The 20,677-nt window shown below is 67.3% G+C and carries 21 protein-coding genes; 12 read left to right on the top strand and 9 right to left on the bottom strand.

Translation table 11 applies throughout. The features are described from left to right. The 5 genes from AC1RTO_RS00695 to AC1RTO_RS00675 all read left to right on the top strand — a co-directional run bounded on the left by AC1RTO_RS00695 (position 1) and on the right by AC1RTO_RS00675 (position 5,490). Entirely contained in the window at positions 1-1,275 is a 1,275-nt protein-coding gene (locus tag AC1RTO_RS00695) for a CpaE/TadZ family protein (RefSeq protein ID WP_493159061.1), read from the top strand. 75 nt (positions 1,276-1,350) lie between these two features. Further along, positions 1,351-2,325, top strand: a complete 975-nt coding sequence (locus AC1RTO_RS00690) for a type II secretion system F family protein (protein ID WP_493159060.1) — start codon at positions 1,351-1,353, stop codon at positions 2,323-2,325. Between the two features lie 21 nt (positions 2,326-2,346). Next, positions 2,347-3,327 carry a type II secretion system F family protein gene (locus tag AC1RTO_RS00685; protein WP_293875381.1) on the top strand — a complete coding sequence of 327 codons (981 nt, stop codon included), beginning with the start codon at positions 2,347-2,349 and terminating at the stop codon, positions 3,325-3,327. Positions 3,328-3,430: 103 nt separating this feature from the next. Further along, a complete protein-coding gene (locus AC1RTO_RS00680; protein WP_493159059.1) occupies positions 3,431-3,802 on the top strand; it encodes a hypothetical protein in 372 nt (123 codons plus the stop codon). 41 nt (positions 3,803-3,843) lie between these two features. Further along, a complete protein-coding gene (locus AC1RTO_RS00675) occupies positions 3,844-5,490 on the top strand; it encodes a thiamine pyrophosphate-binding protein (RefSeq protein ID WP_493159058.1) in 1,647 nt (548 codons plus the stop codon). A 46-nt stretch (positions 5,491-5,536) separates the two neighbouring features. On the opposite strand, the gene AC1RTO_RS00670 is transcribed toward AC1RTO_RS00675, so the two are convergent. From AC1RTO_RS00670 to thiS, 3 genes are all read right to left on the bottom strand, one after another. Next, positions 5,537-5,821 (bottom strand): hypothetical protein, encoded by a 285-nt coding sequence (locus tag AC1RTO_RS00670; protein ID WP_493159057.1) that lies wholly within the window; start codon positions 5,819-5,821, stop codon positions 5,537-5,539. Between the two features lie 75 nt (positions 5,822-5,896). Next, positions 5,897-6,079 carry a CsbD family protein gene (locus tag AC1RTO_RS00665; protein WP_493159056.1) on the bottom strand — a complete coding sequence of 61 codons (183 nt, stop codon included), beginning with the start codon at positions 6,077-6,079 and terminating at the stop codon, positions 5,897-5,899. Positions 6,080-6,233: 154 nt separating this feature from the next. Further along, positions 6,234-7,241, bottom strand: coding sequence for a sulfur carrier protein ThiS (gene thiS, locus AC1RTO_RS00660; RefSeq protein WP_493159055.1), 1,008 nt, complete (start codon positions 7,239-7,241; stop codon positions 6,234-6,236). 309 nt (positions 7,242-7,550) lie between these two features. Between thiS and aroQ the strand changes: the two genes are divergently transcribed. The 6 genes from aroQ (at position 7,551) to glnA (ending at position 12,341) form a co-directional block, all read left to right on the top strand. Continuing rightward, positions 7,551-7,985: a type II 3-dehydroquinate dehydratase gene (gene aroQ, locus AC1RTO_RS00655; RefSeq protein WP_493159054.1), complete on the top strand. Its 435-nt coding sequence runs from the start codon at positions 7,551-7,553 to the stop codon at positions 7,983-7,985. A gap of 14 nt (positions 7,986-7,999) precedes the next feature. Continuing rightward, entirely contained in the window at positions 8,000-8,485 is a 486-nt protein-coding gene (accB, locus tag AC1RTO_RS00650; protein WP_493159053.1) for an acetyl-CoA carboxylase biotin carboxyl carrier protein, read from the top strand. Positions 8,486-8,490: 5 nt separating this feature from the next. Then, complete coding sequence (gene accC / locus AC1RTO_RS00645; protein WP_493159052.1) at positions 8,491-9,840, top strand: acetyl-CoA carboxylase biotin carboxylase subunit; 1,350 nt, start codon at positions 8,491-8,493, stop codon at positions 9,838-9,840. Between the two features lie 142 nt (positions 9,841-9,982). Beyond that, positions 9,983-10,318 (top strand): ArsC/Spx/MgsR family protein, encoded by a 336-nt coding sequence (locus AC1RTO_RS00640; RefSeq protein WP_493159051.1) that lies wholly within the window; start codon positions 9,983-9,985, stop codon positions 10,316-10,318. A gap of 152 nt (positions 10,319-10,470) precedes the next feature. Next, positions 10,471-10,809: a P-II family nitrogen regulator gene (locus AC1RTO_RS00635; RefSeq protein ID WP_293875361.1), complete on the top strand. Its 339-nt coding sequence runs from the start codon at positions 10,471-10,473 to the stop codon at positions 10,807-10,809. Between the two features lie 119 nt (positions 10,810-10,928). Beyond that, entirely contained in the window at positions 10,929-12,341 is a 1,413-nt protein-coding gene (gene glnA / locus AC1RTO_RS00630; protein ID WP_493159050.1) for a type I glutamate--ammonia ligase, read from the top strand. Positions 12,342-12,521: 180 nt separating this feature from the next. On the opposite strand, the gene AC1RTO_RS00625 is transcribed toward glnA, so the two are convergent. The 6 genes from AC1RTO_RS00625 to rpiA form a co-directional block, all read right to left on the bottom strand. Then, on the bottom strand, positions 12,522-13,268 hold the full coding sequence (locus AC1RTO_RS00625; protein WP_493159049.1) for an HAD-IIB family hydrolase: 747 nt from the start codon (positions 13,266-13,268) through the stop codon (positions 12,522-12,524). Next, on the bottom strand, positions 13,265-14,107 hold the full coding sequence (locus AC1RTO_RS00620) for a Cof-type HAD-IIB family hydrolase (protein ID WP_493159048.1): 843 nt from the start codon (positions 14,105-14,107) through the stop codon (positions 13,265-13,267). The genes AC1RTO_RS00625 and AC1RTO_RS00620 overlap by 4 nt, the downstream gene beginning before the upstream one ends. Next, positions 14,104-15,087 (bottom strand): phosphogluconate dehydrogenase (NAD(+)-dependent, decarboxylating), encoded by a 984-nt coding sequence (gene gnd / locus AC1RTO_RS00615; RefSeq protein WP_493159047.1) that lies wholly within the window; start codon positions 15,085-15,087, stop codon positions 14,104-14,106. The genes AC1RTO_RS00620 and gnd overlap by 4 nt, the downstream gene beginning before the upstream one ends. A gap of 216 nt (positions 15,088-15,303) precedes the next feature. Then, on the bottom strand, positions 15,304-16,428 hold the full coding sequence (tal, locus tag AC1RTO_RS00610) for a transaldolase (RefSeq protein WP_493159046.1): 1,125 nt from the start codon (positions 16,426-16,428) through the stop codon (positions 15,304-15,306). After that, complete coding sequence (gene tkt, locus AC1RTO_RS00605) at positions 16,421-18,496, bottom strand: transketolase (protein ID WP_493159045.1); 2,076 nt, start codon at positions 18,494-18,496, stop codon at positions 16,421-16,423. The genes tal and tkt overlap by 8 nt, the downstream gene beginning before the upstream one ends. Before the next feature lie 70 nt (positions 18,497-18,566). After that, a complete protein-coding gene (gene rpiA / locus AC1RTO_RS00600) occupies positions 18,567-19,259 on the bottom strand; it encodes a ribose-5-phosphate isomerase RpiA (protein ID WP_493159044.1) in 693 nt (230 codons plus the stop codon). A gap of 170 nt (positions 19,260-19,429) precedes the next feature. On the opposite strand from rpiA, the gene AC1RTO_RS00595 reads away from it, so the two are divergent. Continuing rightward, positions 19,430-20,671 carry an efflux RND transporter periplasmic adaptor subunit gene (locus AC1RTO_RS00595; protein ID WP_493159043.1) on the top strand — a complete coding sequence of 414 codons (1,242 nt, stop codon included), beginning with the start codon at positions 19,430-19,432 and terminating at the stop codon, positions 20,669-20,671. The last annotated feature ends 6 nt before the right edge of the window (positions 20,672-20,677 follow it).

Genomic DNA, 20,677 nt, shown 5'->3' with positions numbered 1-20,677 from the left:
ATGAACGCACCGTGGAAGCCCATCGGCATCGGCCAGCGCGAACCGTTCGCCGCCTATGTCTGCGACGACACGACGGTCGAGACGCTGCGCCCGCTCGCCGCCGAACTCGGCTGGTCGGTCGACAAGGTCCACAAGGGCGGGCTGCGCAACGCCGTCCAGTCGCTCTCGGTGTCGGCCAGCCCGCAGATCCTGTTCGTCGACCTCGCCGAATCGGGCGATCCCCTGAACGACATCAATGCCCTCGCCGAAGTCTGCGAACCCGGCACGGTGGTGATCGCCGCGGGTCAGGTGAACGACGTCCGCCTGTACCGCGACCTGATCGCCAGCGGCATCCAGGATTACCTGCTCAAGCCGCTGCATCCCGACGCGATGCGCGAGGCGTTCGTGCACGCGCAGACCATGCTCAACGCGCCCAAGGTCGCGGAGATCAGCGTCGACCGCCCGCATTGCGCGATCGCGGTGATCGGCACGCGCGGCGGCGTCGGCGCGTCGACGATCGCCACCTCGCTCGCCTGGCTGACCAGCGAGAAGGAAAAGCGCTCGACCGCGCTGCTCGACCTCGACGTCCATTTCGGCACCGGCGCGCTGACGCTCGACCTCGAACCCGGCCGCGGCCTCACCGACGCGATCGAGAACCCCAGCCGCATCGACGGCCTGTTTATCGAGCGCGCGATGGTCAAGGCGACCGAGAATCTCGCCGTGCTCTCCGCCGAAGCGCCGATCAACGCGCCGCTGATGACCGACGGCACCGCCTTCTTCCAGTTGCAGGAAGAGATGCGCGCCGCGTTCGAGGCGACGGTGGTCGACCTGCCGCGCGGAATGCTGGTCCAGCATCCGCACCTCATAAGCGATATCCAGGCCGCGGTGGTGGTGACCGAACTGACGCTTGCCTCGGCGCGCGACACGATCCGCATCCTGTCCTGGCTGAAGACCAACGCCCCGCAGACGCACGTCACGCTCGTCGCCAATCGCGTCCACGCCACCGGCCAGCTCGAGATCAGCCGCAAGGATTTCGAGGGCTCGATCGAGCGCAAGCTCGATTTCCTGGTGCCGTTCGACCAGAAACTGGCGGCGCAGGCCGCCAAGCTCGGCAAGCCGCTCGCCGAGGCGGGCAAGACCTCGAAGACCGTCGCGCCGATCGTCGACCTCACCCGCCACGTGCTCAGCGCCGGCGAGGAACTGGTCGCGGGCGGCAAGGACAAGGCCGCGGGCGCGAAGGGCAAGTCGCTGATCGGCGGCTTCTCCTCGCTGCTGCCCCGGCGCGCGAAGAAGTGATGCACGCCCATTTCCGCTGTCCCGGCCCGTCCGCGGTCCGGGCAGCCTGATCGACCGGAGGCCGGACGCACCGCGATGGATCTGTTTTCCCTCCTGATGATGGCGCTCGGCGCCATGGTGGCGCTGGGCATGGTGGTGTTCGCCTTCGCCGGCCCGTCGCCGCAGCGTGCGCAGAACCGGCGGATCGCAGCGCTGCGCGAACGCCACGGCGACAGCGCCACCGTGGCCGAGGCGCAGATGCGCAAGATCACCGCCGGCCGCGCCCAGACCAAGACCGACGTCGCCTTCGGCCGCCTGCTGCCCAACCCGGCCCAGCTCGCCAAGCGGCTCGCGATGACCGGCCGGGACTGGACCGTGGGTCAATATGGCATGGTCAGCGCCGGGCTGATCGTCGTCGTCGCCGCGCTGCTGTGGCTGAAGGGCGCGCCGATCCTGCTCGCGCTGCTGTTCGGCCTCGCGGTCGGGGCCGGCCTGCCGCACTGGCTGGTCGGCTTCTTCATCAAGCGCCGGATCGCGAAGTTCACCGCCAAGTTTCCCGATGCGATCGAACTGCTCGTCCGCGGCCTGCGCTCGGGCCTGCCCGTCACCGAGACGATCGGCGTCATCGGCAACGAGGTGGACGGGCCGGTCGGCGAGGAGTTTCGCATGGTGTCCGACAAGATGAAGATCGGCAAGTCGATGGATGCGGCGTTGCAGGATACCGCGGACCGGCTCGGCACGCCCGAATTCCAGTTCTTCGTCATCACCATCGCGATCCAGCGCGAAACCGGCGGCAACCTTGCCGAAACGCTCGCCAACCTCGCCACCGTGCTGCGCCAGCGCGGCCAGATGAAGCTGAAGATCAAGGCGATGTCGTCCGAATCCAAGGCGTCCGCCTATATCGTCGGCTCGCTGCCCTTCATCGTGTTCGCGATGATCTGGATGATCAACGCCACCTACATGCAGGGGTTCTTCGTCGAACCGCGGCTCATCATCGCCGGCATCGGCGGGCTGCTGTGGATGGGTATCGGCGTCTTCATCATGGCCAAGATGGTCAGCTTCGAAATCTAACGGAAAGAACTGGGTAGCGACATGCAGGCTTCCGGACCGACGCTGATGGGCATCGACGTACTCTGGGTCGCGACGATCCTGTCGGGCGTCGCCGCCTTCGCCGTGATCGTCGCCATCTATGCCGCGACCACGGTCAGCGACCCGATGACCAAGCGGGTGAAAGCGCTCAACGACCGACGCGAACAGCTGAAGGCGGGCATCACCGCCTCCACCAAGCGCCGCGCCAAGCTGGTCCAGCGCAACGACACCACCGACCGGATGCGCAGCGTCCTGTCGTCGTTGCAGGTGCTGCAGGACAGCCAGGTCAAGGAGGCGCAGGTCAAGCTGATGCGCGCCGGCATCCGCTCGAAGGACTGGGCGGTCGCGGTCATCTTCGGCCGGCTGGCGCTGCCGATCGTGTTCGGCGGCATCATGTTGTTCGTCGTCTACGGCACCGACACCTTCGCCGCCTGGACCCCGCTGAAGCGCTACGGCCTCGTCGCGGTGACCTTCATCCTGTCGTACAAGGCGCCCGACATCTACCTCAAGAACAAGATCACCAAGCGCAGCGACGCGATCCGCAAGGGTCTGCCCGATGCGCTCGACCTGCTGGTGATCTGCGCGGAGGCGGGCCTCACCGTAGACGCCGCCTTCCACCGCGTCGCCAAGGAACTCGGCCGCGCCTATCCCGAGCTGGGCGACGAATTCACCCTGACCGCGATCGAGCTGGGCTTCCTCACCGAACGGCGCCAGGCGTTCGAGAATCTCGCCACCCGCGTCGACCTCGACGCGATCAAGGGCGTGGTGACGACGATGGTGCAGACCGAGAAATACGGCACGCCGCTCGCCTCGGCGCTCCGCGTGCTCTCCGCCGAATTCCGCAACGAACGGATGATGCGCGCCGAGGAAAAGGCGGCGCGCCTGCCGGCGATCATGACCATCCCGCTGATCCTGTTCATCCTGCCGACGCTGTTCATCGTCATCCTCGGCCCCGCCGCCTGTTCGATCAGCGACGCCTTCTGACCCGACGCCACGGTGCACGCGGGCGGAACGGCGACGCTTTTCCGCCCGAGTGAACCAAGCCGCCCGCACCTCGTTATGCTCCCGTAACAGGGAAGGCCTCACGATGCTGTTCACCACCACCACGCAATTCGCCGCGCTCGCCTTGTGCCTCGTCGCCGGCTGGTTCCTCGGCCTCGCCAGCCACAGCGGCGGCCGCAAGTGGAAGACGCGCTACGCCACCGAGCGCGAGGCGCATGCCGGCTATCGCAAGCAGAACGATTCGAGCCTCGCCGACGCCAACCGCCGGATCGCCGAACTGGAACGCGAGAATGCGCGCCTTGCCCGGGCCGCGGAGGCCGTGCCCGTCGCCGCGCCCGCCCCGACGCTGACCGAGCGCGTCACCGGCCGCCCCGCCGCCGCCCGCGCCGCGCGCCCGGCCTATCCCGCCGGCAACCGTCCCGGCTGGTTCGACTTCGGTCCTCGCGCCCGCGTCTGACGGCGCTCGACAGGGGCTGGCCGGACGGCGATAGTCCGCGGATGGAAAACCCGATCCGTACCGGCGGCCGCATCCTGGTCGACCAGCTGCTCGCGCAGAGGTGCGAGCGCATCTTCACCGTCCCCGGCGAAAGCTTCCTCGCCGTGCTCGATGCGCTGCACGACACGCCCCGGATCCAGACGGTGACGTGCCGGCAGGAAGGCGGCGCGGCGTTCATGGCCTGCGCCGACGGCACGCTGACCCACCGGCCCGGCGTCGCCTTCGTCACCCGCGGGCCGGGCGCAACCAATGCCGCGATCGGCGTCCATGTCGCGCGGCAGGATTCGCAGCCGCTGATCCTGTTCATCGGCGACGTCGACCGCGCCACCCGCGACCGCGAGGCGTTTCAGGAGGTCGATTTCCAGGCGATGTTCGCGCCGCTCGCCAAATGGGCGGCGCGGATCGACGACGCCGCGCGCATCCCCGAATATGTCGCCCGCGCCTATGCCGTCGCGATGAACGGGCGCCCCGGCCCGGTCGTGCTCGCGCTGCCCGAGGACATGCTGCTCGATACCGTCGCCGCGATCGACCGCCCGCGCGTCGAGCGCCTGCCACAGGGCTGCGACGAGGCCGCGCTGGACCATTTCGCCGATCTGCTCGCCACCGCCGAACGCCCGGTCGCGATCGTCGGCGGGGCGGGCTGGGACAATCTCGCGGCGCAGGATTTCGCCGCATGGGCCGACCGCACCGGCGTGCCCGTCGTCGCCGCCTTCCGCCGGCAGGATGCGATTCCCAATGCCTGTCCCAGCTATGCCGGCAATCTCGGCTATGGCCCCAATCCGAAGCTGGTCGAGCGGATCAGGGCCGCCGATCTGCTGATCGTCGCCGGCCCGCGGCTCGGCGAGGCGACGACCGACGGCTATACGCTCATTACTCCCGATCACCCCGGCCAGCGGCTGGTCCACGTCCACCCCGACGCGAACGAACTCGGCCAGACCTATCGTACCGATCTCGCGATCTGCGCCGGCATGGCCGATTTCGCCGAGGCGATCGCCGCGATCGACGGTCCGCCCCGCGCCGGCGGCGCGGAGGCGCATGCCGACTGGCTTGCCTGGTCCACCCCCGCCCCGCGCGACGGCGTGACGATGGACCTCGGCCCGTGCGTCGCGGCGATGCGCGCGGCGCTGCCCGCCGATACGATCATCTGCAACGGCGCGGGCAATTACAGCGGCTGGTGGCATCGCTACTGGCCGTATGCCGCGCCGGGGACGCAGCTCGCGCCGACTGCCGGGGCGATGGGCTATGGCCTGCCCGCCGCGGTCGCCGCCGCGCTGCGCCATCCGGAGCGGCAGGTCGTCGCGCTCGCCGGCGACGGCTGCTTTCTGATGAACGGGCAGGAGCTCGCCACCGCGGTCCAGCATGACGCCGACCTGCTGGTGCTGGTGATCGACAACAACGGCTATGGCACGATCCGCATGCATCAGGAGCGCGCCTTCCCCGGCCGCGTCTCGGCGACCGGTCTGTCGAACCCCGACTTCGCCGCCCTCGCACGCGCCTATGGCTGCTGGGCAGAGACGGTCGAGCGGACGGAGGATTTCGCCCCGGCGCTGCATCGGGCACAGGAGCGGCGCGGCGTGCGCCTGCTGCACCTCAGGACGGATATCGAGGTCATCACCGCCGGCACGACGCTCGCCGCGCTGGCGCGATAGCCGGCCCCCCGCCACCGCAGGGTGGCGAGGGACGGCGTATAACGGCTCAGCGCAGCTTGGCGGACCCGTTGATGAGCGCGGCCTTCTGCTCGTCGCTCATCGCCGCGGCGTTGACGTCGGCGTCGTCGATCGCCTCGTTCTGGCGTTCGCCATTGGCGCGGACCGCCTCGGCGCGATCCTCCAGATTGTCGGCGGCGGCTTCCAGCGCGTCGGCGCGGTTGTCCGCGGCGGCCTCGACCTGGCTGCCGAGCTTGTCGTCGCCCTTGCCACCGCAGGCGGCCAGCGACACGGCCATGGCGCCGAGGCCCAGCGCGATCATCGTCTTCTTCATCACTCTATTCCCCTGTTACGATGAAAGGCCGCCCCGGACGGGACGGCCTTTCGAAACGCTTACCGGACCGTCAGGTCAGATGTTGTCGCCGAGTGCGCCCTTGACGCTGCCCTTGACCTTTTCACCCTTGCCTTCGACCTGCTGCGCTTCGCCTTCGGCGACCAGCTTGTCGTTGTCGGTGTGCTTGCCGACGGCTTCCTTGACGTTGCCGATGGCTTCGTTGACGGTGCCTTTGACCTTGTCGGTGAACTCGCCCATCAGGACCTCCTGCGAATAGTGCGTCCCGCCAGCCGGGCCGCTTGATCTAACGCAAGAATAACGGGTTCAACTCGGACCGGTTCCGTGACAAATATGTTAAGTCGGCCCAATCATTTTCTTGGTTCGGGCCGGAACCTTTCGCCACGTTGCTTGCTCAGATCAGTCCCGCCAGCGGGCTCGACGGATCGGCATAGCGCCGCTGCCCCATCCGACCGGCACGATAGGCCAGTCGTCCCGCCTCAACCGCGCTGCGCATCGCCGCCGCCATCATCACCGGGTCCTTCGCCTCGGCGATCGCGGTGTTCATCAGCACGCCGTCGCAGCCCAGCTCCATCGCCACCGCCGCGTCCGATGCGGTGCCGACGCCCGCGTCGACCAGCACCGGCACGCCCGCGCCCTCGACGATCAAGCGGATGGTGATGCGGTTCTGGATGCCCAGCCCCGATCCGATCGGCGCGCCCAGCGGCATGATCGCCACCGCCCCCGCATTCTCCAGGCGCTTCGCCGCGATCGGATCGTCGACGCAATAGACCATCGGCTTGAAGCCCTCGTTGGCCAGCACCTCGGTCGCCCGCAGCGTCTCGTGCATGTCGGGGTACAGCGTCTTGGCCTCGCCTAGCACCTCGAGCTTGACGAGGTCCCAGCCGCCCGCCTCGCGCGCCAGCCGCAGCGTGCGGATCGCGCTCTCCGCATCGAAACAGCCCGCGGTATTGGGCAGATAGGTCACTTTTCTCGGATCGATATAGTCCATCAGCAGCGGCTGGTTGCGGTCCGAGATATTGACCCGCCGCACCGCCACGGTGACGATCTCCGCACCGGAAGCCTCCAGCGCCGCGGCGTTCTGCGCGAAATCCTTGTACTTGCCCGTGCCGACGATCAGCCGCGACCGGAACGTCTTTCCCGCCACGGTCCAGCTATCGTCGATGATCGGCGCGACATGGTCGCCGCCGCCCACGAACGTCACGATCTCCAGGTCGTCGCCATCCTCGACGCACACGTCCGCGAGCGTCGAGCGCGGCACGATCTCCAGATTGCGCTCGACCGCGACCTTCTCCGGCACCAGCCCGAGTTCGGTCGCCAGATCGGCAAGGCTCATTCCCGCATGCACGCGCTTGTGTGCGCCGTTCACGGTGATCGATACGGTTCCGTCGCTATGCGGCATGACGCTTAAACTCCTTGAGCGCCCCATCTAGGCACCTGATCCCGGGTGTCCACCTCGCGACGGCCGATTCACGCGAAGGCGCCAAGCCGCAAAAAGAAAGAAGGTGGTTTCACGCGGAGACGCGGAGACGCGGAGACTGTCTCGCCCGCGTCAGCAGACTGACCGTCATCACGCGCGATGATGAAACCGCTACGCGCGAGTCTACCGCCCTCTTCTTCTCCGCGTCTCCGCGTGAACCGATCTTCTTCGCGTCTTCGCGTGAAAACACCCCGCTTTGCGCGCCCCGCAAAACAACGATAAGCCGCGACCATGACCGACACGATCTACGTCCTCAACGGCCCGAACCTCAACCTGCTCGGCACCCGCGAGCCCGATATCTACGGCAGCGACACGCTCGATGACATCGCCGGCCAGCTCGAGGATCGCGCCCGCGAACTCGATCTGGAGATCGACATGCGCCAGTCCAACCACGAAGGGCATCTGGTCGACTGGCTGCACGAGGCGCAGGCGCGCGGGGCGAAGGCGGTGATCCTCAACGCCGGCGCCTTCACCCACAGCTCGATCGCGGTGCACGATGCGATCAAGGGCATCCGCACGCCGGTGATCGAGGTGCATCTCTCCAACCCCCATACCCGCGAAGACTTCCGCCATATCAGCTACGTCGGGCGCGCGGCGAAGGGAACCATCGCCGGCTTCGGTGCGCTCTCCTACACCCTTGCGCTTGAAGCGGCGGCGCGCTTCTGACAGGAGGCTCCCCCATGACCGACCAGACCAACTCAGGCGCCATGCAGGTTGACGTAAACCTCGTGCGCCAGCTCGCCGAATTGCTCGACGCCACCCACCTCACCGAAATCGAGGTGGAGGAAGGCGACCGCAAGATCCGTGTCGCCCGCAAGGCCGCGCAGCAGGCGCCCGTCTATGCCGCGCCACAGCCGATGGCCTCCGCCCCCGTCGCAGCCGCCGCCCCGGTCGCCGCCGAAACCGGCGCGATGGCGCCGACGGTCAGCACCGCCAATGCGGTGAAATCGCCGATGGTCGGCACCGCCTATCTGTCCGCCGAACCCGGCGCGAAGCCCTTCATCGCGGTCGGTCAGACCGTCGCCGCCGGCGATACGCTGCTGATCGTCGAGGCGATGAAGGTCATGAACCCGATCACCGCGCCGTCCGCCGGCGTCGTACGCCAGGTGCTGATCGAAAACGGCCAGCCGGTCGAATTCGACCAGCCGCTCGTGGTGGTCGAGTAAGACCGTTGCGGCAAATCAAGAAGCTGCTGATCGCCAACCGCGGCGAGATCGCGCTGCGCATCCATCGCGCCTGTCATGAGATGGGCATCAAGACGGTCGCGGTGCATTCCACCGCCGACGCCGATGCGATGCACGTCCGCCTCGCCGACGAGGCGATCTGCATCGGGCCGCCGGCGGCGACCGACAGCTATCTCAACATCCCCAACATCATCTCGGCCGCCGAGATCAGCGGCGCCGACGCGATCCATCCCGGCTACGGCTTCCTCAGCGAGAATGCGCGCTTCGCGGAGATCGTCGAGCTGCACAACCTGCTGTTCGTCGGCCCCAAGCCCGAACATATCCGCACGATGGGCGACAAGATCGAGGCGAAGCGCACTGCTGGTGCGCTCGGCCTGCCGCTCGTCCCCGGCTCCGACGGTGCGATCAGCGACCTCGCCGAGGCGAAGGCGATCGCGGCGAAGGCCGGCTATCCCGTCATCATCAAGGCGGCGTCGGGCGGCGGCGGGCGCGGCATGAAGGTCTGCACGTCCGAGGACGAGTTGGAAACGCTGATGCAGCAGGCCGGCAGCGAGGCGAAGGCCGCGTTCGGCGATGCGACCGTCTATCTCGAAAAATATCTCGGCAATCCGCGCCACATCGAGATCCAGGTGTTCGGCGACGGCAACGGCAATGCGATCCATCTGGGCGAACGCGATTGCTCGCTGCAACGCCGCCACCAGAAGGTGCTGGAGGAAGCCCCCTCCCCCGTGCTGGGCCAGGAGGATCGCGAGCGGATCGGCGGCATCTGCGCCCGCGCGATGGCCGACATGGGCTATCGCGGCGCCGGCACGATCGAATTCCTGTGGGAAGACGGCGAATTCTACTTCATCGAAATGAACACCCGGCTGCAGGTCGAACATCCGGTGACGGAGATGATTACCGGGCTCGACCTCGTCCGCGAACAGATCCGCATTGCCGAGGGGCATCCGCTGACGCTGCGGCAGGAGGACGTGCAGTTCCGCGGCCATGCGATCGAATGCCGGATCAATGCCGAGGACCCGCGTACCTTCGCGCCCTCGCCCGGCCTCGTGAAGCAGTTCCACGCCCCCGGCGGCATGCACGTCCGCGTCGATAGCGGGCTGTATGCGGGCTATAAGGTCCCGCCCTATTACGACAGCATGATCGCCAAGCTGATCGTCTACGGCACCACCCGACAGGGCGCGCTCCGCCGCCTCCGCCGCGCGCTGGAGGAGTTCGTGATCGAGGGCCCGACGACGACGATCCCGCTCCATCAGGCGCTGCTCGACGATCCCGAATTCCAGGAAGGCCAGTATACGATCAAATGGCTGGAGGAATGGCTGGCGAAGCAGGGATAATTCCCTCTCCCCTGGGAGAGGGAGGGAGCCGTGCAAAGCACGGCGGAAGGGTGAGGGTGGGTGAGATGTGGACGGCAGGACGATCCCACCCCGGTGCCGCCCCCCTGACCCGGCGGTCCCCTCTTTCGACAGGAGCGGGCAAGTGAAAGCCACGATCTACCACAACCCGCGCTGCTCCAAGTCGCGCGCCGCGCTCGCGCTGCTCGCCGAGGCGGGCGACGACGTTACGATCATCGACTATCTCCGCGATCCGCCTGCCGCGGCCGAGCTGGCGCGCCTTTACGCCCGCGCCGGCATCGCTCCGCGTGACGGCCTGCGCCGGGCCGAGCCGGCCGCGCAGGCGCTGCGCGACGCCGACGACGCCGCCGTGCTCGCCGCCATGGCAGCCGCCCCGATCCTCATCGAACGGCCGCTGGTCGAAACCGCGAAGGGCGTCGTCCTCGCCCGACCGACCGAGCGGATCCACACCATTCTCTAGCATCTGCCCAACCAGCGGGCAGCGCGGCCGGCATTGCCCGTTTGGAGGGCAGCAAATCCGTCCGAATCCGCATTGTCCCGAGCCGCGCGGACTGGCACATTTGGTGCAGGATGCCCGCATGGGGCGAGGGTTTCGTAAAGGGGCGTATTCCGGTGAAAAAGGTCGAAGCCATCATCAAGCCGTTCAAGCTCGATGAGGTGAAGGAAGCGCTCCACGAGATCGGCGTCAGCGGCATCACCGTGACCGAAGCCAAGGGCTTCGGCCGGCAGAAGGGCCATACCGAACTGTACCGCGGCGCCGAATATGTCGTCGATTTCCTGCCCAAGGTGAAGCTGGAGGTCGTCGTCGACGACGCCCTCGCCGACCGCGTCGTCGAGGCGATCGCCGCCGCCGCGCAGACCGGCCGGATCGGCGACGGCAAGATCTTCGTCATCCCGGTCGAAACCGCGCTCCGCATCCGCACCGGCGAACGCGACGAGGCGGCGATCTGACGTCCGTTTGACAGTATCGTCATTTGACGCGGCGCAACATTCCATGTGAATACGCCGCCGCGACGCAACATCCTTCCCGGCCACGGCCGGCACATCGTACCAGAGCAAGGGGCTTTTCCATGGCTGCGACTGCCAACGACATTCTGAGCAAGATCAAGGAAGAAGAGATCGAATGGGTCGATCTGCGCTTCACCGACCCCAAGGGCAAGTGGCAGCACCTGACCATGGTCGCCTCGATCATGGGCGAGGATGAGTTCACCGACGGCCTGATGTTCGACGGTTCGTCGATCGAGGGCTGGAAGGCGATCAACGAATCGGACATGGTGCTCAAACCCGATCTGGACGCGGTCTATACCGATCCGTTCTCGGCCACCCCGATGCTGATCGTGTTCTGCGACGTCGTCGAACCCTCGACCGGCGAACTCTACGCCCGCGATCCGCGCTCGACCGCGAAGCGCGCCGAGGCGTATCTGAAGACCACCGGCATCGGCGACACCGTCTACGTCGGCCCGGAAGCCGAATTCTTCATGTTCGACAACGTGCAGTTCGACACGAACTACGCCGAATCCTACTTCAAGATCGACGATATCGAGCTGCCGACCAACACCGGTCGCGAGTATGAGGGCGGCAACCTCGGCCACCGTCCGCGCGCCAAGGGCGGCTATTTCCCGGTCGCGCCGGTCGATTCCGCGGTCGACATCCGCGGCGAGATGGTTTCGACCATGCTCGAAATGGGCCTGCCCTGCGACAAGCACCATCATGAGGTCGCCGCGGCGCAGCACGAACTCGGCATGACCTTCGGCACGCTGACCACCACCGCCGACCGCATGCAGATCTACAAGTACGTCGTGCATCAGGTCGCGCATGCCTATGGCAAGTCGGCGACCTTCATGCCCAAGCCGATCAAGGAAGATAACGGCTCGGGCATGCACACCCACTTCTCGATCTGGAACGGCAAGACCCCGCTGTTCGCGGGCGAAGGCTATGCCGGCCTCAGCGAGATGTGCCTGTACTTCATCGGCGGCGTCATCAAGCACGCCAAGGCGATCAACGCCTTCACCAACCCGACCACCAACAGCTACAAGCGGCTGGTGCCGGGCTACGAAGCGCCGGTGCTGCTCGCCTATTCGGCGCGCAACCGCTCGGCCTCGTGCCGCATCCCCTACGGCACCGGCCCGAAGGCGAAGCGCGTCGAGATCCGCTTCCCCGACGCGATGGCCAACCCCTATCTCGCCTATGCGGCGCTGATGATGGCGGGCCTCGACGGCATCCAGAACAAGATCCATCCCGGCGAGGCGATGGACAAGAACCTGTACGACCTGCCGCCGGCAGAGCTCGCCCAGGTCCCGACCGTCTGCGGTTCGCTCCGCGAGGCGCTGGAAAGCCTCACCGCCGACCACGACTTCCTGCTCAAGGGCGACGTCTTCTCGAAGGACCAGATCGAGGCCTATGTCGAAGTGAAGTGGGCCGAAGTCGCACGCTGGGAAATGACCCCCAGCCCGGTCGAATACGACATGTACTATAGCGCCTAAAACTGCGGCGCCGGGAGCCGGTGCGCGCAAGCGCATCCGCGCTGTCGGCCAGCCTCGCCCCGGCGAGGGCCGACGACCCGGCTCTGCGGGGCCGGAACAACGAGAAAGGGGCGCCCGTTCGAACGGGCGCCCCTTTTTCCTATCGATGCCCCGGCGAAATCCGGGACCTACTCACCAGCCTTATTTCTGGCAGGCGACGATCGCCGTGATCACCGAGATCGTCTCTTCCGGATCGCGCACGCGCACCGTGTCCAGACCCAGTTCCTTCGCCGGATAGTCGTTGCCGCCGGGGAAGATCGCGTCGCCGATGAACATCATCCTGTCGAGCGCGATGCCGCTTTCGTCGCGGAGCTTCTTGAGGCCATAGGCCTTGTCCACACCCTCCTGGGTGATGTCGATCGAGGTCGCGCCGCCCATGTTGATCGACAGCCCCGGCAGGCGCTGCTTCAAATCGGCCTGGATCACCTTGCGCTTCTCGAACTTGGGGTCCCAATGCTCTTTTTCCTTCACCGGCGCTTCCTGGCCCAGTGCGGAGAAGGTGATCTGGCTGCCGCGATCCTCGATCCGCTCGCCCCAAGTCTCTTCCGGCTTGAACCCGGTCGCCTCGAGCGATTCGTCGAACGCCTTCAGGATCTTCGCCTTGGTCGCATCGTCGAAGAGTTCGGCATAGACCGCGGTCCATTCGCCATTCCGGTGCACGTACAGCTTGGTGCCGGTGGTCGGCATAAGCCACAGTTTCGACAGATCGGCGCGCGCCGGCAAGCGGCTGGCGACCTGCTTCTGGAACTGCGGCCAGTCGCCGCCGGAGATCACCGCGACATGCGCGACACCGAGCAGGTCGGCCAGCGCCTCGCCCATCGGTTCCTGCAAAGGCTGCTTGCTCTCGGCCAGCGTTCCGTCGAGGTCGAAGGCAATCAGGTCTTTCATGCAGGTGCTCCAGTGCTTGCCGCAATGCGCGGGAAGATGATCGTTTCGATCGCGTGCGCGACGCCGTCCACGTCATTGCCGGTGGTGACCTGGTGCGCAATCGCTTTCACCGGGTCGGGCGCGTTGCCCATCGCGATCGCAAGCCCAGCGCGTTCCAGCATCGGCACATCGTTATACTGGTCGCCCATCACCGCCACCGCCGCCAGCGGCTGGTCGAAGGCCCTCGCCAGCGCCGCCAGCCCGTCGCCCTTGTTTGCGGCGAGCGCGGTGACGTCGAGATAATAGACCTGGCTTTGCGCGATCGTCGCGTCCGCGCCATGCGCCGCCTTGCAGCGCTCCGCCAGATCGGCGAGCATCGCATGGTCGTCGCTGACGAACGTCACCTTGTCGGCGCGGTCGTAGAGATCGCTGAAATCCTTGACGATCACCGGCGCCTGGTTGGACGACACCCGCTCGCTGTCGACGTGATGGCCGACCTCGGTAGAGGCATACCAGCGGTCGTCGGCGAACACCCAGATATCGACCGGCGCATCCGTCGCGATCGCCATCACGCCGCGCACGACGTCGCCCGCGATGACGTGATGCTCGGCGATGCTGCCGTCGCGGCGAAAGATGATGCCGCCGTTGAACGCCGCCATCGGCGCATCGATCGCCAGCGTCTCGGCGATCGGCATGATCCCCGACATCGGCCGCGCGCTGATGACGGTGAAGCCGATCCCCGCCCGCTCCAGCCGCAGCACGGCATCGGCGGTCGCGGGGGTCAATTTCTTCTGCTTGTTGACGAGCGTGCCGTCGATATCGGATACGACCAGCCGGATGCCGTCCGCACCTGCACTCACTGGGGCATCTCGACATGCCCGCCGAAGCCGAAGCGCATCGCCGACAGCACCTTGTCGCCATAGGTATGCTCAACGCGGCTGCGGTAGCGCGCGAACAGCGAGGCGGTGAGCACGTTTGCCGGCACCTTTTCCTCCATCGCCGCGTCGATCGTCCACTGGCCCTCACCGGAATCGGCGACGCTGCCCGAGAAGCCGTCGAGCTTCTCGTCCTTCGCCAGCGCGATCGCGGTCAGATCGAGCAGCCATGACGAAATCACCGAGCCGCGCCGCCACACTTCGGCGATGTCGGTCATGTTGAGGTCGAAGCGTTCATCCTCGGGCAATTTGTCGCTGTTCTTCGACTTCAGGATGTCGAAGCCCTCGGCATAGGCCTGCATCAGGCCATATTCGATGCCGTTGTGGATCATCTTGACGAAATGGCCCGCGCCCGGCGGCCCGGCGTGGATATAGCCCTTTTCCGCGCGCGGATCGACCGCGTCGGCGATGCGCCCCGGGGTGCGGACGATATCGCCCATGCCCGGCGCCAGCGCGTCGAAGATCGGATCGAGCAGGTTCACCGTCTCGACGTCGCCGCCGATCATCATGCAATAACCACGCTCCAGCCCCCAGACCCCGCCCGAGGTGCCGACGTCGACGTAATGCACGCCCTTCTCGGCCAGCAGCTTCGACCGCCGGATATCGTCCTTGTAGAAGGTGTTGCCGCCGTCGATGACGATGTCGCCGTCCCGGGCGCCTTCGCCGATTGCGGCAATCGTGTCCTCGGTCGGGCCGCCGGCGGGCAGCATCACCCACCAGATCGCCGGGCTGCCGAGCTTGCCGCGCATGTCGTCGAGCGAATTGGCCGCCTCCGCCCCGTCCTTGGCCAGCGCCTGCACGGCGTCGGCGCTGCGGTCATAGGCGACGATCTCATGCCCCGCGTTCATCAGGCGGCGCGCGATATTGCCACCCATGCGGCCGAGGCCGATCAATCCGATCTTCATGCTGTCTGTCCTGCCGTTGATTACGGTGATGGAGGGTAAACACTGCGGTGGCGGATGGGTTGCGGGCGGGCGCCGGGGGTAAGGTCCGGGCCGTGCCACTACCCGCATCGTCACCCGGAGCGCGTTCTGGGGTTCGCCACGCCGCAGGGATAGATCCCGAAACGGACCCGGGGTGACGGCGGGGGGGCAAGGCGACCGCCCTGCCCCCGTACCAGGTTACGCCGCCGCCGGCTGCTTGGCGGCGATCGAGCCCAGCAGGTCGTCGAACGCCTTGGCGAAGGACGCGACGCCCTCCGCGACCAGCGTATCGGTGACGCCGGTCAGGTTCAGCCCCAGCCGCTCCGCCTCGGCGAGCACGTGGCGCGCCTCCTCGACGTCCGCGTTCAGCGTGTCCGCGACGGTGCCGCGCTCACGAAACGCATCCATCGTCGCCGGCGGCATCGTGTTGACGGTGTCGCGGCCGATCAGCGTGTCGACGTACAGCGTATCGCGATACGCCTTGTCCTTCACGCCGGTCGACGCCCACAGCAGCCGCTGCGGCTGCGCGCCCTTGGCGGCGAGCGCCTGCCAGCGGTCCGACTTTTCGAAGTCGAGGAACCATTGATAGGCCATCTTGGCGTTGGCGATCGCGACCTTGCCGCGCAGGCCCTTCAGCGCCTCCGCCTCGGGGTCGTTCTCGCCCAGCCGGCGATCGATCTCCTTGTCGATCATCGAATCGATGCGGCTGACGAAGAAGCTCGCCACGCTGGCGATCCTGTCGATCGGCTGGCCCTGCCGCACGCGCTCCTCGAGGCCGGTGGCATAGGCCTCGGCGACGCGGATATAGGCGTCGAGCGCGAACAGCAGCGTCACGTTGACGTTGATGCCCTTGGCGATCGTCGCGCTGATTGCGGGTCCGCCGGCGAGCGTGCCGGGGATCTTGATCATCAGGTTTGGGCGATCGACCGCATGCCACAGCTTCTCCGCCTCGGCGATCGTCGCATCGGTGTCGTCGGCGATGTACGGCGACACCTCCAGGCTGACATAGCCGTCCTTCGTCTCCAGCCGGTCGTAGACCGGGCGCAGCGTTTCCGCCGCGGCCTTGATGTCCTGGATGGCCAGCGCCTCGTAGCGGTCGATCGTCGCCGCCTCGGGATTCTCGCGGTCGAAATCGGCGAGGCTGACGTCATAGGCGTCGCCATGTCCCATCGCCTTTTCGAAGATCGACGGGTTGGAGGTGACGCCGGTCAGGCCGTCCTCCTTGACCAACGTGTCGAGGCCACCGGCCTCGAGGAACTTGCGATCGACGAAATCGAGCCAGACCGCGGTGCCCGCGGCGCTCAGGTCGTTGAGCTTACCCATTGTTGCTCTCCAGCATTTCGCGCGCCACCTTGACGACATTGTCGAGGGTGAAGCCGTATTTGTCCTGCAGCTTGGATATGGGGGCGGAGGCACCGAACGTCGACATGGTGATCGTCCGGCCCTTCAATCCGACATAGCGGTGCCAGCCCATCTCGCCCGCCTGCTCGACCGCGAGGCGCGACGCGACCGACGACGGCAGCACGCTTTCCTTATACTCCTCGGACTGCAGTTCGTAACGATACCAGCTCGGCATCGACACGACGCGGCTCTTCACACCGTCGGCCTTGAGCTTTTCGTGCGCCTGCACGACCAGCGCCAGTTCGCTGCCCGTCGCGATCAGAATGACGTCGGGCGTGCCGTCGCAGTCGGCCAGCACATAGCCGCCCTTCAGTGTCCCCTCGGCCGGCGCATAGGTGTCGCGGTCCAGCGTCGGCAGCGCCTGGCGCGAGAAGATCAGCGCGGTCGGCCGGCTGGCATCCTCCAGCGCCCCGCGCCACGCATAGGCGACCTCGTTGGCGTCGCCCGGCCGAATCGTGTCGAGCCCGGGGATCGCGCGCAGCGTCGCCAGATGCTCGATCGGCTGGTGGGTCGGCCCATCCTCGCCGACGCCGATCGAATCGTGCGTGAACACCCAGACGCTGGCGAGTTCCATGATCGCCGACAGGCGGATCGGCGCGCGCATATAGTCGGCGAAAACGAGGAAAGTGGAGCCGTAGCTGCGCAGGTGCGACAGCGTCATGCCGTTGACCACGCCGCCCATGCCGTGCTCGCGCACGCCGAAGTGGAAGTTCTGGCCGCCATAGTTCGACGCCTCGAACGAGGGCTTGCCCTTGATGTCGGTTTTGGTCGACGGTGCGAGGTCGGCGGAGCCACCGATCAGCCACGGCACCCGGGCGGCGAGCGCGTTGAGCACCTTGCCGCCCGAATCGCGGCTGGCGAGGCCCTTCTCGTCCGCCGGGAAGACGGGGATGTCGGCATCCCAGCCCTCGGGCAGCTTGTCCTTGAGCATCAGGTCGAGCTCGGCGGCCAGCTCCGGGTGCGCGACGCGATACTTCTCGACCGTCGCCTCCCATTCGGTCCGCAGCGCGACGCCGCGATCGGCGATCGCACCGTGGAAATGCTCCGCGACGCCTTCGGGGATGTAGAAGCTCTCGTCCTCGGGCCAGCCATAGGCTTTCTTGGTGGCGCGGACATTGTCCTCGCCCAGCGGCTCGCCATGCGCCTTCTCGCTGCCCGCCTTGGGGCTGCCCCAGCCGATCACCGAATGGACGACGATGAAGGTCGGGCGGTCGCTGGTCGCCTTGAACGTCTCGATCGCATCGGCGAACGCCTTGGTATCGTTGGCGTCGTCGAGGTGGATGACGTTCCAGCCATAGGCCTGGAAGCGCAGGCCGACGTCCTCGTCGAACGCGAGATCGGTGCCGCCCTCGATCGAGATGTGGTTGCTGTCGTAGATCCAGCACAGATTGCTGAGCTTGAGATGCCCGGCGAGGCTCGCCGCCTCCGCCGCGACGCCTTCCATCATGTCGCCGTCGCCGCACAGCGCATAGACATCATGGTCGAACAGCGTGAACTCCGGCCGGTTGTAGCGTGCCGCCAGCCAGCGCTCGGCGATCGCCATGCCGACCGAATTGGAACAGCCCGCGCCCAGCGGCCCGGTCGTCGTCTCGACGCCGGTGGTGTGGCGATATTCGGGGTGACCCGGCGTCCGCGAGGCGAGCTGGCGAAAGCCCTTGAGGTCGTCGAGCGTCAGCGCCGCACGGCCGGTCTTGTTACCCTCGGCGTCGATCTCCTCGATTCCCGCGAGGTGGATCAGCGAATAGAGCAGCATCGACGCATGGCCGACCGACAGCACGAACCGGTCGCGGTTCGGCCAGTCGGCGCGCGACGGGTCGTAGCGCAGGAATTGCGACCACAGGGTATAGCCGACCGGGGCAAGCGCCATCGGCGTGCCGGGGTGGCCCGAATTGGCCTTCTGCACCGCGTCCATCGACAGCGTGCGGATGGTATCGATCGTGAGACGTTCCAGCGAACCATCTTCGTGGATCGCGGTCTTGGTATCGGTCATGGGAGTAATGCCCTCGCTCTTACCCTGCGTCGAACGCCTGCACGCCCGATCTGTTGCGGTGGCCCCGCCTTTAACGAGACGGGCCGGCCCGTTCCAGCCGCGAAACGACTCCGTTTTCGGCCACATAGGCGGCATCGATCTCATCGAGGAACAGGCCATGGCCCAGCACGCCGGCCATGCCGTCCAGCCAGGCCGCGGTTTTCGCGGGATCCGCCAGCGCGAACCGGCAATCGGCGATCCAGTTGCCGTTGTCGGTCACATACGGCGCCCCGTCGCGCATCCGCAGCATCGCCCCCTCACCCAGCGCCGCCAGCAGCGACGCGCGCGCGAACGGCAGGATCTCGACCGGCACCCGCGCCGCGCCGATCGCCGCCACCCGCTTCGACGAATCAGCGATCACCACCATCCGGTCGGATGCGGCGGCGACCACCTTCTCGCGCAGCATCGCGCCGCCCGCGCCCTTCACCGCATACAGCCGCGGATCGATCTCGTCCGCCCCGTCGATCGTCAGGTCGACGCGAGGCACGTCGGCGAAGTCGAGCATCGCGATCCCCAGCCGCCGCGCCAGCGCGTCGCTCGCCTGCGAGGTCGCGACCGCCCGCACCGCCAGCCCCTGCGCCACCCGTGCGCCGAGCGCGCGGATCGCATGGCCGGCGGTCGATCCGGTGCCGAGCCCGACCAGCATGCCCGCGCGCACCTCCGCCACTGCCGCCGCAGCGGCGAGCGCCTTCTCGCCATCGGCCCTGTCGCTGGTGTCGGTCATGGCTGGTTCCTATCCGGACTGCTACATTTTGCGACATTAATAACGCGGCCCGCGGGTTGCATTTCCGCCGGGATCGCCGCCATTAGGCCAGCAAGAGCAACCAATCACCGCAACCGTGCCCAGTCGCGCGGCTGCGGCGCGCGAGCCGAGACACGAGCCGGGTGACCCATTTGACCATAGCCTCCCTCCGGGACCGCCGGCGCCTTGCCGGCGGCACCATTGCGATCGCCCTGTTGCTCGCCGCATGCGGCAGCGGCGAATCGCAGGACAAGGGCGCGGGCAAAGGCGGCGCCGGCGGCGCCAACCGCGGCCCCACCACCGTCGGCTATGTCGTCGTCCAGCCGACCAGCGCGGCGATGGTCACCGAACTCGCCGCGCGCACCAGCGCCTATGAAAGCTCGGACGTCCGTCCGCAGGTCAACGGCATCATCCGCCGCCGCTTCTTCACCGAAGGCGCGCTGGTGCAGCGCGGCCAGCCGCTCTACGAAATCGACCCCCGCCTCTATCGCGCCGCGGTGAACGAGGCGCAGGCGAACCTGCAGAGCGCCCGCGCCAATCAGGAGGCGCTGCGCATCCAGGCCGAACGCTATCGCCCGCTCGCCGCGATCGAGGCGGTGTCGAAGCAGGAATATACCAACGCGGTCGCCTCGGCGCGGCAGGCGACCGCCTCCGTCGCGCAGACCGGCGCCGCGCTGGAGACGGCGCGGATCAACCTCAAGTTCACTACCGTCCCCGCGCCGATCACCGGCCGCATCGGGCGTTCGCTGTTCACCGTCGGCGCGCTGGTCTCCGCCAGCCAGACCGATCCGCTCGCGCAGATCCAGCGGCTTGACCCGATGTTCGTCGACATCCAGCAATCCGCCGCGGACATGCTCGCGCTGCGCCGCAGCCTCGCGCAGAACGGCGTCGTCCCCACCACCGCGCAGGTCCGCCTGAAGTTGGAGGACGGCGGCGATTACGGCCAAACCGGCAGCGTCGAATTCTCGGAAGCCTTGGTCAACACCGAAACCGGCACGGTGACGCTGCGCGCGCGCATCCCCAACCCGCAGGGTATCCTGCTGCCCGGCATGTTCGTGCGGGCGAGCTTCGCGCAGGCGATCAACCAGCGCGCCTTCCTCGTCCCGCAGGAGGCGCTGAGCCGCGATGCCAAGGGCAATGCGACGGTGATGCTGGTCGGCCAGAACGACAAGACGGTGCAGAAGCCGGTCACCGCCGCGCGCACGCAGGGCCGCTACTGGGTGGTGACCTCCGGCCTCAACGCTGGCGACCGGATCATCACGCAGGGGCTCAACAATCTGCGCCCCGGCGCGCAGGTGAAGGCGGTGCCGGCGAACAGCCCGCAACGGGTCGCACCGCCGCAACAGGGATCCGACGGGCAGCAGCAGGGCGCCGCGCAGGGCAAGGGCGGCTGATCCGTC

This window comes from Sphingomonas sp. GW821-FHT10F09, assembly GCF_058809195.1.
The sequence above is the reverse complement of the archived record's forward strand: the minus strand, read 5'-3'. Positions and strand labels throughout refer to the sequence as shown.